This is a genomic window from Dyella amyloliquefaciens, assembly GCF_004296575.1.
Taxonomy (GTDB): domain Bacteria; phylum Pseudomonadota; class Gammaproteobacteria; order Xanthomonadales; family Rhodanobacteraceae; genus Dyella; species Dyella amyloliquefaciens.
In genome coordinates this window covers 88,340-100,658 of sequence record NZ_SAYT01000008.1, presented here as the reverse complement: position 1 = coordinate 100,658, position 12,319 = coordinate 88,340, and the positions used below count along the sequence as shown (strand labels likewise).

The 12,319-nt window shown below is 65.5% G+C and carries 13 protein-coding genes; 6 read left to right on the top strand and 7 right to left on the bottom strand.

From position 1 onward, the window contains the following. Window positions 1–10 precede the first annotated feature (10 nt). Entirely contained in the window at window positions 11–739 is a 729-nt protein-coding gene (locus tag EPB08_RS19140) for a DUF3348 domain-containing protein (RefSeq protein ID WP_205746405.1), read from the bottom strand. A 106-nt stretch (window positions 740–845) separates the two neighbouring features. Between EPB08_RS19140 and EPB08_RS19135 the strand changes: the two genes are divergently transcribed. Further along, window positions 846–1,292: a hypothetical protein gene (locus EPB08_RS19135; RefSeq protein WP_130620721.1), complete on the top strand. Its 447-nt coding sequence runs from the start codon at window positions 846–848 to the stop codon at window positions 1,290–1,292. A gap of 16 nt (window positions 1,293–1,308) precedes the next feature. On the opposite strand, the gene EPB08_RS19130 is transcribed toward EPB08_RS19135, so the two are convergent. After that, window positions 1,309–2,061: a GntR family transcriptional regulator gene (locus EPB08_RS19130; RefSeq protein ID WP_130620720.1), complete on the bottom strand. Its 753-nt coding sequence runs from the start codon at window positions 2,059–2,061 to the stop codon at window positions 1,309–1,311. Window positions 2,062–2,281: 220 nt separating this feature from the next. On the opposite strand from EPB08_RS19130, the gene zwf reads away from it, so the two are divergent. The 4 genes from zwf to eda all read left to right on the top strand — a co-directional run bounded on the left by zwf (window position 2,282) and on the right by eda (window position 7,155). Beyond that, complete coding sequence (zwf, locus tag EPB08_RS19125; protein ID WP_130620719.1) at window positions 2,282–3,748, top strand: glucose-6-phosphate dehydrogenase; 1,467 nt, start codon at window positions 2,282–2,284, stop codon at window positions 3,746–3,748. Window positions 3,749–3,871: 123 nt separating this feature from the next. Further along, window positions 3,872–4,585: a 6-phosphogluconolactonase gene (gene pgl, locus EPB08_RS19120; protein WP_130620718.1), complete on the top strand. Its 714-nt coding sequence runs from the start codon at window positions 3,872–3,874 to the stop codon at window positions 4,583–4,585. 67 nt (window positions 4,586–4,652) lie between these two features. Continuing rightward, window positions 4,653–6,470 carry a phosphogluconate dehydratase gene (gene edd / locus EPB08_RS19115; protein WP_130620717.1) on the top strand — a complete coding sequence of 606 codons (1,818 nt, stop codon included), beginning with the start codon at window positions 4,653–4,655 and terminating at the stop codon, window positions 6,468–6,470. 37 nt (window positions 6,471–6,507) lie between these two features. After that, a complete protein-coding gene (gene eda, locus EPB08_RS19110) occupies window positions 6,508–7,155 on the top strand; it encodes a bifunctional 4-hydroxy-2-oxoglutarate aldolase/2-dehydro-3-deoxy-phosphogluconate aldolase (RefSeq protein ID WP_130620716.1) in 648 nt (215 codons plus the stop codon). Window positions 7,156–7,253: 98 nt separating this feature from the next. Here the strand turns inward: eda and EPB08_RS19105 are convergent, their stop codons facing one another. After that, window positions 7,254–7,658: a hypothetical protein gene (locus EPB08_RS19105; RefSeq protein WP_130620715.1), complete on the bottom strand. Its 405-nt coding sequence runs from the start codon at window positions 7,656–7,658 to the stop codon at window positions 7,254–7,256. Window positions 7,659–7,852: 194 nt separating this feature from the next. Between EPB08_RS19105 and EPB08_RS19100 the strand changes: the two genes are divergently transcribed. Next, window positions 7,853–8,386, top strand: coding sequence for a DUF2501 domain-containing protein (locus EPB08_RS19100; RefSeq protein WP_205746403.1), 534 nt, complete (start codon window positions 7,853–7,855; stop codon window positions 8,384–8,386). 107 nt (window positions 8,387–8,493) lie between these two features. On the opposite strand, the gene EPB08_RS19095 is transcribed toward EPB08_RS19100, so the two are convergent. Genes EPB08_RS19095 through cyoB form a run of 4 tightly spaced genes read right to left on the bottom strand, consistent with a single transcriptional unit; the run spans window position 8,494 to window position 12,268 of the window. Next, a complete protein-coding gene (locus tag EPB08_RS19095; protein WP_130620713.1) occupies window positions 8,494–9,255 on the bottom strand; it encodes an SURF1 family protein in 762 nt (253 codons plus the stop codon). 34 nt (window positions 9,256–9,289) lie between these two features. Beyond that, on the bottom strand, window positions 9,290–9,667 hold the full coding sequence (gene cyoD, locus EPB08_RS19090) for a cytochrome o ubiquinol oxidase subunit IV (RefSeq protein ID WP_130620712.1): 378 nt from the start codon (window positions 9,665–9,667) through the stop codon (window positions 9,290–9,292). Beyond that, complete coding sequence (gene cyoC, locus EPB08_RS19085) at window positions 9,664–10,302, bottom strand: cytochrome o ubiquinol oxidase subunit III (RefSeq protein WP_130620711.1); 639 nt, start codon at window positions 10,300–10,302, stop codon at window positions 9,664–9,666. The genes cyoD and cyoC overlap by 4 nt, the downstream gene beginning before the upstream one ends. Further along, entirely contained in the window at window positions 10,295–12,268 is a 1,974-nt protein-coding gene (gene cyoB, locus EPB08_RS19080) for a cytochrome o ubiquinol oxidase subunit I (protein WP_205746411.1), read from the bottom strand. The genes cyoC and cyoB overlap by 8 nt, the downstream gene beginning before the upstream one ends. Between the last annotated feature and the right edge of the window lie 51 nt (window positions 12,269–12,319).

Sequence of the window (12,319 nt, the reverse complement as noted above, 5' to 3'; positions counted from 1 at the left end):
GACTAACCAGTTAGCGGGTGCGGAGGGCGGCGAGCAGCCCTTCGACCGGTTGAAAACGAACATCCAGTTCGGCCAGCAACACGCTCTGCATGTCCCTGCGGAAGGTGTCGAGCCACGCACTCGTCGTGGCGGTTGAGCTGTTCTCGTCGGAAGGCGCATCGACCGGCGCCTGCCCGGTCTTGCGCAATCGTTCGAAGTGTTCCCCGAGTACGGCAGGCACGGCGGCGAGCAGTGTGTGCTCGCGCGGGCTCAGCGCACGCTCCATCACGGCATCCACTTCCGCGAGGCGAGCCATCTCCGGCGTCTTCTGCGCCAGCAAATCGCGCAGCCGCCCGCGCAGGTTGCCGGTGGCGGACTGCATGCGGCGCTGCAGGGTGAGATAGCGCTGGCGGAATACGGTGTATTCCACCTCGGCGGCATCAGCCTGCCCGGCGGCGAGTTCCGCGTCTCCCTTGATGGTTTCCGCCAGCGAGGCGCGCACGCGGGCGCACTCCTCCGCTTCGGCCAGGCCAAAGCTGGGCGCATCGAAGATATCCGTGGACGCCCGGCGATCGATGGCCGTCGACAGCGCAATGGCATGCGTCCAGTCGAGCCACTGGCTCAACCGGTCCGACAGTGATTGCCTGGAGGGCGAAACATCGGCATCCGTCAGGCGGGCCAGCAAGCGTATGAACGTCGAGCCGCGGATGCTTGTTCGTTGGGGATCCTGCACCAATACTACCGACGCCAAAAACGCCATATTTTACACGTATATGGAACGGGGACGCCCGGTCTCCGGCGCATGTCGGTCCGCGTGAGATCCCGTGCCCCGACGCATCGTTCCGCATCCGCCAAACAGGTGGCCCATGCAGCTCATCTTCACCAAAGGTGCCGGCAAATTCGACCAAATGGACGCCATCCGCGCGGATGGCCCGCCGGAACGTGTCGAGTGCCCGAAGCAGGGCATCATCCCGCACGACATGGTGCACTACGCCGTGGAGAGCGTGCTGCTCAGGCGCGGCTTCGTCACGCGGCTGGCTGCGGGCGAGGCGCTGGACTACCGCATGGGCGCGGAACCGGAGAGTGACGGCGTCGAGCGCCTGGTCGAAGTGTTCCAGGCCGATGGCTGGGCTGGCTGGAGCAGCGCGCCTGCGGACATGCTGGACCTGTACCAGGTGACCTGTCGCGCCAGGCAGTGCGATGCCCTGGCCGTCGACGAGCAGGACGTGGAAGCCGTGCGTGAGTGCATTCTGACGCTGACCGCACGCTGGCAGGCCACGGGCGTGGGTCAGTCGGTCACGCTCGAGTTCTAGTCCCGGGCTGGCGGCATCAGTCCGTCTGCAGCTCGGCCACGAAGTCGTAGATGTCGCCGCGATACCAGGAGGTGGTGAATTCCACTACGCGGCCGTCGTCGAGGAAGCTGCGTCGCTCGATATTGAGACCCGCGCTGCCGGCCGGTACGTGCAGCAGACGCGCCTGCTGGGCGCCCAGCGACACGGCGCGCAGGCGCTGCAGTGCGCGGCGCGGCCGTGCGCCGAGGGTTTCAAGCACCTGGTAAAGCGAGTCGTGCACGATCAACGGATCGGGCAGCACGCTGGCGGGCACCACGCTGCGCTCGATCGCCAGGGGTTCGTCCTTCGCATAGCGCACGCGGTGCAGGCGGGCTACCAGCACGCCCGGCGACAGGTTGAGCGCCATCGATTCCTCGGGAGTCACTTCGCCCAGGCTGCGCTCGAAGAACTCAGAGCGCGGGTTGAGGCCGCGTGCGCGCAGGTCTTCGGTAAAGCTGGTGAGGCGCGACATTGGCTTGATGATGCGCTCGGCCACGAAGGTGCCCGCGCCGTGGCGCTGGTTGAGCAGGCCTTCCTCGACCAGGCCGGCGATCGCCTTGCGCACGGTGACGCGCGACAGCTGCAACAGGCGCGACAGGTCGCGTTCGCTGGGCAGGGCCTGGCCCGGTTCGATGTCGCGGTGCTCGACCACGTTGCGGATGGCCCGGCGCAGGCGCAGGTAGGCCAGCGGCTGATTCACGGCCGGGTCACGGCTGAGGCGGCGATATTCGTTGACGAGGGCGGTTTCCATAGCCCGCACGATACCAATGAGCATACCAATCTTGCAATCGGCCGCAGCGACGGGGCTTTACGGTGGTACCAATTCACCTGCCCAATCCTTGCCCAGCGCAGGCTGACAAAGGCATGCCGGGGAACTGGTGTTGTCTGGTATTTCACTGGTACGATCTTCGGGCATTGCACGTGGTATGCATGCCACGTGTCGCTCCCCGCATCGCCTTGAGGTGACTGAAGTGACTGCTTCTCCCCTGCCGGTCGAACCCTTCGACCTGGTGATTTTCGGCGGAACCGGCGATCTCGCCGTACGCAAGCTGCTGCCGGCCCTGTACCACCGCTATGTCGACGGCCAGATTCCCGAGACCAGTCGCGTCATCGGCATCGCCCGTGAAGGCCTGGACGACGAGGGTTACCGCGCCCATGCGCGCAAGGCGCTGCAGGAGAACGGCGGCGACAAGAGCAAGGTCGACGATTTCCTCAAGCTGGTGCACTACCGCTCGCTGGACGCGCGCAAGGACGAGGGCTGGGACGACTTCGCCGCACTGATCGGCGGGCAGCCCGACCACGTGCGCGTGTTCTACCTCTCCACCTCGCCCGACCTGTTCGTGGATATCTGCAATCGCCTCGGTGCGTACGAGCTCAACAAGGGCAAGGCCCGCGTGGTGCTGGAGAAGCCGATCGGCCGCGACCTGAAGAGCGCAAACCAGATCAACGACGCCGTAGGTCGCGTGTTCGACGAATCGCAGACCTTCCGCATCGACCACTACCTCGGCAAGGAGACGGTGCAGAACCTGCTGGCGCTGCGCTTCGGCAACATCCTGTTCGAGCCGTTGTGGAACGCCGAACACATCGACCACGTGCAGATCACCGTCGCCGAAACCCTGGGCGTCGGCCAGCGCGCGGGTTACTACGACCATGCCGGCGCGCTGCGCGACATGGTGCAGAACCACATCCTGCAGCTGCTCTGCATGGTGGCGATGGAACCGCCCTCCTCGCTCTCGCCCGACGCCGTGCGCGACGAGAAGCTCAAGGTGCTGCGCTCGCTCAAGCCCATCGACGAGAGCAACTCGGCGCAGCTCACCGTGCGCGGCCAGTACCGCGCCGGTGCGGCCGAAGGCCAGAGCGTGCCGGGATATCTGGACGAGCTGAAGGACCACAAGTCGCACACCGAAACCTTCGTGGCGGTGAAGGCGGAGATCGCCAACTGGCGCTGGGCCGGCGTGCCGTTCTACCTGCGTACCGGCAAGCGTCTGCCCGAGCGCGTGTCCGAGATCGTGGTGGTGTTCAAGCCGGTGCCGCACTCCATCTTCGATCCGTCGGCGGGCGTGCTCGCGCAGAACCGCCTGGTGCTGCGCCTGCAGCCGGACGAGAACATCAAGCTGTGGGTCACCATCAAGCATCCGGGGCCGGGCGGATTGCGCCTGCGCCACGTGTCGCTGGACATGAGCTTCGCCGAAGCCTTCGGCGTGCAGCAGCCCGATGCGTACGAGCGCCTGATACTCGATGTGGTGCGCGGCAATCCCACGTTGTTCATGCGTCGCGACGAAGTGGAGGCGGCGTGGCACTGGGCCGATCCCATTCTCGGGGCCTGGGCCGACAGCGGCGAGGCGCCGCGTCCCTACACGTCGGGCACCTGGGGCCCGAGCGCGGCGGTGGCGCTGATCGAGCGCGACGGCCGCACGTGGAACGAGGACAGTGAATAAGCCACGGCTCGCTATCGTTGATCGCCATGCACGGGTGTTTCACCTGTGCGTGGCGGTCCCCTGCCTAGACTCATTTTCATCGCCACGCGTGTGTCATCCGCGCAGCCCTATCCAGCTTCCACCATGTCCCCGATCCTGAACGTCACTACCCACAGTTTCACCGATTGCCACGCGCTGGCCGACGCACTGGCCGAGCGCATCGGCGACCGCCTGCGCGAAGGCATCGCCGAACGCGGCCACGCGCTGCTCGCGGTATCGGGCGGCAGCACGCCCCGGCATTTCTTCGAACGTCTTTCGCGGCAGGCCGTGGAGTGGGCCAAGGTGCAGGTCACCCTGGTCGACGAGCGCTGGGTGCCGGAAACCAGCGAGCGTTCCAACGCGGGCATGGTGAAAGCGCTGCTGCTGCAACATGTGGCGTCGGTAGCCCAGTTCGTACCGTTGTATGCCGACGCGCCGACGCCGGAAGCCGGCCTGGTCACCTTGCGCACGCGCATGGCCTCGCTGCAGTTGCCGTTCGATGCCGTGGTGCTTGGCATGGGCAACGACGGCCACACGGCCTCGTTCTTCCCGGGCGGCGACAGGTTGCCGGAAGCGCTCGACGCCAGCAGTGACGTGCGCGTACTGCCGATGCGCGCACCGGGTGCGGGCGAGCCGCGCATCACCTTCACGCTGGCCGCATTGCTGCAGACGCGTGCGCTGTACCTGCATATCGAAGGCGAAACCAAGCGCCAGTTGCTGGCCGACGCACGACTCGGCCTGGGCGAAGCCGTCCAGTTCCCGGTACGCGCCGTGCTGACGCAGGAGCGCGTGCCGGTCGCCGTCTACTGGTGCCCGTAAGACACCGGTTCTCCCCTGATTGATGGGCGCGCACCACGACGCGCCACCCGAATACCGGAGTTCAAACATGACCGTGCTTCACCCCGTTCTTGCCGAAGTCACCGAGCGCCTGCGCGAGCGCAGCCGCGAATCGCGTGCCGACTACCTGCGCCGCATCGACGGCGCCCAGGGCAGCGGCGTGCACCGCGAGCGCCTTTCCTGCGGCAACCTCGCGCATGGTTTCGCCGCCTGTGGCAGCACCGACAAGGAGCGCCTGCGCGAAGGCCATACGCCGAACCTCGCCATCATCAATGCGTACAACGACATGCTCTCGGCGCATCAGCCGTACGAGCGCTACCCCGAGCTGATCCGCAACGTGGCCCGCGAAGCAGGCATCACCGCGCAGATGGCCGGCGGCGTGCCGGCGATGTGCGACGGCATCACGCAGGGTCGCGCCGGCATGGAGCTGTCGCTGTTCTCGCGCGACCTGATCGCCATGGCGACAGCGGTGTCGCTTTCGCACGACATGTTCGACGGTGCGCTGTACCTGGGCATCTGCGACAAGATCGTGCCGGGCCTGCTGATTGGCGCACTGAGCTTCGGCCACCTGCCGGGCATCTTCGTGCCCAGCGGCCCGATGCCGAGCGGCATCAGCAACGAACAGAAATCGAAGGTGCGCCAGGCCTACGCCGAGGGCAAGGCCACCAAGGCCGAGCTGCTGGAAGCCGAGGCCGCCTCGTACCACGCGGCAGGCACCTGCACGTTCTACGGCACCGCCAATTCCAACCAGATGCTGATGGAGATCATGGGCCTGCACCTGCCGGGCTCCAGCTTCGTCGCGCCGGATACGCCACTGCGCGATGCGCTGACGCGCGAGGCCGTGCATCGTGTGGCCGAACTGAGCGCGCCGGGGTCTTCGCACCTGCCGCTGGGCCGCATCATCGACGAGCGCGCCATCATCAATGGCGTGATCGGCCTGCATGCCACCGGCGGTTCCACCAATCACCTGCTGCATCTCGTGGCGATCGCGCGTGCCGCGGGCATCGAGTTGCGCTGGGACGATTTCGACGCACTGTCGTCGGTGATTCCGCTGCTGGCTCGCGTGTATCCGAACGGCTACGCCGACGTGAACCAGTTCCACGAAGCGGGCGGCATGGGTTTCCTGATCGACCAGTTGCTCAGCGAGGGCCTGCTGCATGCCGACGTGCGCACGGTGTTCGGTACCGGCATGGAAGGCTATACGCAGGTGCCTTACATCGACGATGCGGGCGCTCTCGCGTGGAAGCCGGTATCGAAGGAAAGCGGCAACCGTGGCGTGCTGCGCGGCGTGGCCGAACCGTTCCGCGCCGATGGTGGCCTGCGCATGCTGAGCGGCAACCTGGGACGCGCGGTGATCAAGGTGTCGTCGGTGCCGGACGATCGTCTGGTGATCGAAGCGCCGGCCATCGTGTTCCACGACCAGGACGACGTGCGCAAGGCCTTCGAGCGCGGCGAGCTCAATCGCGACTTCGTCGCGGTGGTGCGCTTCCAGGGTCCGCAGGCGATCGGCATGCCGGAGCTGCACAAGCTCACGCCGACGCTGTCGGTGCTGCAGGATCGCGGGCATCGCATCGCGCTGCTTACCGATGGCCGCATGTCGGGCGCTTCCGGCCGCGTACCCGCCGCCATCCACGTGACGCCCGAAGCGCAGGACAACGGTGCCGTCGCGCGCATCCGCGACGGCGACATCGTGCGTCTCGACGCCGTGCATGGCCGTGTGGACGTGCTGGTGGAAGCGGCCGAATTTGCCGCGCGTGTACCGGCTACGGCAGATCTCTCCACGCATCAGCACGGCATGGGACGCGACCTGTTCGGCCTGTTCCGTCGCAACGCCACTACCGCCGATCTCGGCGCGGGCGTGTTCTGAGGCACGGTTCTTTCTTTCCCAGCATTTACGGAACGCCATGAGCATCGAACAGAAGCAGAAGCAGGTTGAAGCCACCTTGCGCCTGGCGCCGGTGGTGCCGGTGGTAATCATCGAGGACGCCCGCGCTGCGGTGGCGATGGCACGCGCGCTGGTCGCCGGTGGCACGCCCGCCATTGAAATCACGCTGCGCACGCCCGCCGCGCTCGATGCCATCAAGGCCATCGCCGAGGAAGTGGAAGGCGCCGTGGTGGGCGTGGGCACGGTGCTGAGCGCCAAGGACCTGCGCGCCGCGCACAAGGCGGGCGCACGCTTCGCGGTGTCACCTGGCGTGTCGCCGGGTCTGCTCGACGCGGCCGACGATAGCGAACTGCCGCTGTTGCCGGGCACCGCCACCGCCAGCGAAGTGATGACCCTGCTCGAGCGCGGCTACCGCCACGTGAAGTTCTTTCCGGCCGTGCCGGCCGGTGGCGCCAAGCTGGTCGGCGCCTGGGCCAGCCCGCTGCCGCAGATGAAGTTCTGCCCCACCGGCGGCATCTCGCTCGCCACCGCGCCGGATTTCCTCGCGCTGCCCAACGTCATCTGCGTGGGTGGCTCGTGGCTGACGCCGGCCGACAAGCTGCATGGCGGTGACTGGGCTGGCATCGAGCAGCTTGCCCGCGAAGCGGCCGCCTTGCGCACCAGGTAATTGCCCTGCAGGAGCGCACTCGGTGCGCTGTCGCAACCCACGCAATGACCCCTCGCATTGCTGCGGTCGCGTACGGGGTGCGCTCCTGCAGCGCTGGATCAGCGCACGGCCAGCGTGATGGTGAACGTCGGGTTCTTGCCCTGTCGGGCGGCGGCGCGCATCTGGTACACCCGCACGGTGTAATCGCCATCCTGCGGGACGACACTGGTCCAATGGGCGTCGCCCGTGACGGACGTGTTGACCAGCGCATCCTGGCTACGGGGCGGCAGCACGTTGAAGTAGACACCGCTGGGTCCCTGCAGTGACACCGTCAGGGTCTGCCCGGCCTTCGCGCCCAGCACGTAGTCGTGGCCTTCTCCCAGTGGCGCGGTGAACGTGGTGGAACTGGCGCCCTTGTCGAAACTGATGCGCTCGGATGCCGCGCTGCCAAAGCCGGTCAGTGCCACCACGACAAACAGCAATACAGCGGTCCAGACACGCTCACGTTTCTTCATCGTTACCATGGCTGCGACTCCGTCGAGTGGCCGTAGCGTGTTGAGCGATGGACTGGTTTGGGTGAATGGCAGCGCAGGGTATGCACCGGCCTTCGTTGCCACTATCGCGGCGGTTTCGTGAAGCCATCGTGGAGCCGGAGGGGTGCTGACGCAGTCGTAACGACGCTGGGTGTTGAATGCGCGAACCTGACGGAGGGACGGACATGAACAAGCGCATCAACCGCATCGGCACGGCCTGCGCGGCCATCGCTCTCGGCGTGGCCTGCGGTACCAGCGGCGCGCAGGATCTGGGCAAGCTGGGCAGCATGATTCCCGGTGGCAGCTCCATGGCCTCGGGCAGCATGGGCAATGTGGCAGGCCTGCTGGAGTACTGCGTGAAGAACAACTATCTCGGCGGCGATTCGGGCGCGTCGGGTATCCAGCAGCAGTTGATGGGCAAGCTGGGCGGCGGGTCCGGCTCGACCGCGAGCAGCGGCAATCAGGGCTCAAGCACCAGCGACATGCTGGGCGAACTCACCGGCAAGAAGAAATCCAGCTCGGATACCGCGAGCAGCGGAGGCAGCGCCACCAGCGATCCGGGCTACCTCAGCGGCGCCAAGGGCATCCTGCAAGGAAGCAACGGCCAGCACATGGATCTCAACAGCCTGGGCGGCGGTTCGAGCGACATGAAATCGCAGCTCACCACCAAGGTATGCGACACGGTGCTGAAGCAGGGCAAATCGTTCCTGCACATGTAGCCTCAAGCCCCATCTGTAGGAGCGCACCCTGTGCGCGACCGCGGCGATGCCAGGTTTCCTCGGCGTGCAGTTGTCGCGCACAGGGTGCGCTCCCACAGTGGATGGCGTCATCCCGTCTTGCGCAGTCGATACTCGTCGCGCCCCACGTAGATGCCCGCACCTAGCACCATCAGCGCCAGCGCATACCACGTGATGAGATAGCTCAGGTGATTGTTGGGGAAGGCGATGACGGTAAGGCCACCTTGCGGCCATGCCGGCTTGCCCCGATCGAGCGTGCCGGGCGCGGCGTCTTCGTCGACGAAGTAAGGAGCTACCCGACCGAGGCCGCGCGCTTTGGCGATGTCGGCGACATTGCGCGTGTACCAGCTGTCGCGCGCCGGATCGTTGTGGCGGAACAGGCGTGGCGGCTCACTGATGCGCAGCAGGCCGGTGATGGACGTTTCGCCATCGGGGCCGCGCGCGCACGTACCATGGATACCGCACCAGTCGGCCGGCACGAAGCCGCGATTGACCAGCACGATCGATCCGTCGTCCTCCTGCAGCGGCGTCATCACCCAGAAGCCGCTGCCCAGGTCGGTCGCCGTCCATACCAGGGTCTGCTGGTCATGCAGGAAATGCCCCTGTAGCTGCACATGGCGGTATTCGGCGGACTGCGCCGTGATGCTTCCCCACTCGGCGGCGCCGGGTGCCGGTGTCGGCGCGGCATGCACGCGGGCGTCCACGCGGGTGATCAGGTCGCGCTTCCATCCCAGGCGGTATACCTGCCAGGTGCCGAGTGCCACGAAGCCGGCGAACAGCAACACGCCCAGCAGGGTGAGCAAGGTCAGCGCGACAGGGCCGCGCGGCGGTCGGGGGGATTCGTCAGTCATCGGGAAACGCAGGAGTGAGGGCGCGCGTGATGCGTCACGGCAGGTTCGACGGATCCAGCACCGGCATCATGTTGTTGTTGAGATGGAACATGATCCAGATCGATCCGCTCAGCGTGATCACCACCAGCACGATGGTAAACACCAGCGCGAGCATGTTCCAGCCGCCCTCCGATTTCGTGTTCATGTGCAGGAAGTAGATCATGTGCACCACGATCTGCACCGCCGCGAGCCCGAGGATGAATACGGCCGCCGTGCTGGACTTGTCGAACACGTGGCCCATGACCAGCCAGAACGCGATGACGGTGAGGATCACCGCCAGCACGAAGCCCGTCATGTAGCCCTTGAAGGTGGCGTGGATGCCCAGGTCGTCGTGGCCGTGGCTGTCGTGGGCATGCTCGTCATGCGCGCTCATGGCAGCACTCCCATCAGGTAGACGAAGCTGAAGACACCCACCCACACCACGTCGAGAAAGTGCCAGAACATCGACAGGCACATCAGGCGCCGCTTGTTGGCGGTAATCAGGCCCTTCTTCAGCACCTGCACGATCAGCACGATCATCCACAGGATGCCGCAGGTCACGTGCAGGCCGTGGGTGCCGACCAGGGTGAAGAACGAGGACAGGAACGCGCTGCGCTGCGGGCCGTTGCCTTCCGCGATCAGGTGCGCGAACTCGCGCAACTCGATGGTAAGAAAGCCGGCGCCCAGCAGACCGGTGATCACCAGCCACACCAGCATCGGGTTCTGCCGGTCGCGCTGCATCTCCAGCACGGCAAAGCCGTAGGTGATCGAGGACAGCAGCAGCAAGGTGGTGTTGAGCGCGACGGTGGGGATCTCAAGCACTTCCATGCCGGTGGGCCCGCCCGCGTACTCGCGCCCCAGTACGCCGTAGGCGGCGAACAGGCAGGCGAAGACGAGGCAGTCGCTCATCAGGTAGACCCAGAAGCCCAGCAGGGTGCCGTTTTCCGGGTGAAGGTCCTTCGTTTCGTGGAAGACCAGCGCCTGGCTGGGCCCGCGATCGGCCGGGAAGGTGGAGGAGATGTCAGACATGGCGGGCCAGCAGCTCCGTACGCAGTGCCTCGACGCGGCTCACTTCCTCAGCCGGCAGGTAATAGTCGCGGTGGTAGTTGAAGGTGTGTGCAATGGCCACGATGAGCAGCGCGGCGAATGACAGCGCCGCGACCAGCCACATGTACCAGATCATCGCGAAGCCGAACACGAAGCTCAGGCCGCCCAGGATGATGCCGGTGCTGGTGTTGAGCGGCATGTGGATGGGCAGGAAGCCGCCGATCGGCCGCTGGTACTGATGCTTCTTCATCATCCACCACGCATCGTGGTCGTGCACGCGCGGGGTGAAGGCGAAGTTGTATGGCGGTGGCGGCGAGGAGGTCGACCACTCCAGCGTGCGGCCATCCCACGGGTCGCCGGTGACATCGCGCAGCTGTTCGCGACGCAGGATGCTCACGCCGATCTGGATCAGCATGCTGATGATGCCAAGCAGGATCAGGAACGCACCGAACGCAGCGATCTGGAACCAGATCTGCAGCGAGGGATCGCTGAAGTGATTGAGTCGCCGCGTCACGCCCATCAGGCCCAGCACGTACAGCGGCATGAAGGCGAAGTAGAAGCCGGTGACCCAGAACCAGAACGCGCACTTGCCCCAGAACGGATCGAGCCGGAAGCCGAACGCCTTGGGGAACCAGTAGTAGATGCCGGCGAACAGGCCAAACAGCACGCCGCCGATGATCACGTTGTGGAAGTGCGCGATCAGGAACAGGCTGTTGTGCAGCGAGAAGTCCGCCGGCGGCACCGCCAGCAGCACGCCGGTCATGCCGCCGATCACGAAGGTGATCATGAAGGCCACCGTCCACATCATCGGCAGGTCGAATACCACGCGGCCCCTGTACATGGTGAACAGCCAGTTGAAGATCTTCGCGCCCGTGGGGATCGAGATGATCATGGTGGTGATGCCGAAGAACGAATTGACGCTGGCGCCCGAGCCCATGGTGAAGAAGTGGTGCAGCCATACCAGGTACGACAGCACCGTGATCACCACGGTCGCGTAGACCATCGAGGCGTAGCCGAACAGCGGTTTGCGGCTGAAGGTGGCGGTCACCTCCGAATAGATGCCGAACACCGGAAGGACCAGGATGTACACCTCCGGGTGTCCCCAGATCCAGATCAGGTTCACATACATCATGGCGTTGCCGCCAAGCTCGGTAGTGAAGAAGTTGGTGCCCACGTAGCGGTCCAGCGCCAGCATGGCGAGCACGGCGGTGAGCACCGGGAAGGCGGCAACGATCAGCACGTTGGTGCACAGCGCCGTCCAGGTGAATACCGGCATCTTCATCATGGTCATGCCGGGCGCACGCATCTTCACGATGGTCACGAGCAGGTTGATGCCCGATAACAACGTGCCCACGCCCGCGATCTGCAGGGCCCAGATGTAATAGTCCACGCCGGCATCGGGGCTGGAGGCGATGTCCGACAGCGGTGGATAGGCCAGCCAGCCGGTGCGGGCGAACTCGCCGATGAACAAGGAGGCCATCACCAGCATCGCGCCAGCCACGGTCATCCAGAAGCTGAAGTTGTTGAGGAACGGAAACGCCACGTCGCGCGCGCCGATCTGCAGCGGCATTACGAAGTTCATCAGGCCAGTCACCATCGGCATGGCGACGAAGAAGATCATGATCACGCCGTGCGCGGTGAAGATCTGGTCATAGTGTTCGGGCGGCAGATAGCCCGTGGAGCCGTTGAACGCGACCGCCTGCTGGGCACGCATCATGATGGCGTCGGCAAAGCCGCGCAGCAGCATCACGAAGCCGAGCACCATGTACATGATGCCGATCTTCTTGTGGTCGATGCTGGTGAACCATTCGCGCCACAGGTAGCCCCACAGCTTGAAATAGGTGATCGCGCCCAGCACCGCGAGGGCACCAATGGCGACACCGATGAAGGTGATCACCACGATCGGCTCATGCAGCGGCAGCGAGTCCAGGGTCAGGCGACCGAAGATCAGCTTGGCAAGGTCGGGATGCGCGCTCATCGTGGAAATCACCGGTGCATG

Excerpts from the sequence above, each read along its gene's own strand:
- EPB08_RS19095 (WP_130620713.1), bottom strand. The coding sequence starts at position 9,255 with ATGACTGACGAATCCCCCCGACCGCCGCGCGGCCCTGTCGCGCTGACC.
- EPB08_RS19105 (WP_130620715.1), bottom strand. The coding sequence starts at position 7,658 with ATGGTAACGATGAAGAAACGTGAGCGTGTCTGGACCGCTGTATTGCTG.
- EPB08_RS19130 (WP_130620720.1), bottom strand. The coding sequence starts at position 2,061 with ATGGAAACCGCCCTCGTCAACGAATATCGCCGCCTCAGCCGTGACCCG.
- edd (WP_130620717.1), top strand. The coding sequence starts at position 4,653 with ATGACCGTGCTTCACCCCGTTCTTGCCGAAGTCACCGAGCGCCTGCGC.
- eda (WP_130620716.1), top strand. The coding sequence starts at position 6,508 with ATGAGCATCGAACAGAAGCAGAAGCAGGTTGAAGCCACCTTGCGCCTG.
- pgl (WP_130620718.1), top strand. The coding sequence starts at position 3,872 with ATGTCCCCGATCCTGAACGTCACTACCCACAGTTTCACCGATTGCCAC.
- EPB08_RS19135 (WP_130620721.1), top strand. The coding sequence starts at position 846 with ATGCAGCTCATCTTCACCAAAGGTGCCGGCAAATTCGACCAAATGGAC.
- cyoC (WP_130620711.1), bottom strand. The coding sequence starts at position 10,302 with ATGTCTGACATCTCCTCCACCTTCCCGGCCGATCGCGGGCCCAGCCAG.
- cyoD (WP_130620712.1), bottom strand. The coding sequence starts at position 9,667 with ATGAGCGCGCATGACGAGCATGCCCACGACAGCCACGGCCACGACGAC.
- EPB08_RS19140 (WP_205746405.1), bottom strand. The coding sequence starts at position 739 with ATGGCGTTTTTGGCGTCGGTAGTATTGGTGCAGGATCCCCAACGAACA.
- EPB08_RS19100 (WP_205746403.1), top strand. The coding sequence starts at position 7,853 with ATGAACAAGCGCATCAACCGCATCGGCACGGCCTGCGCGGCCATCGCT.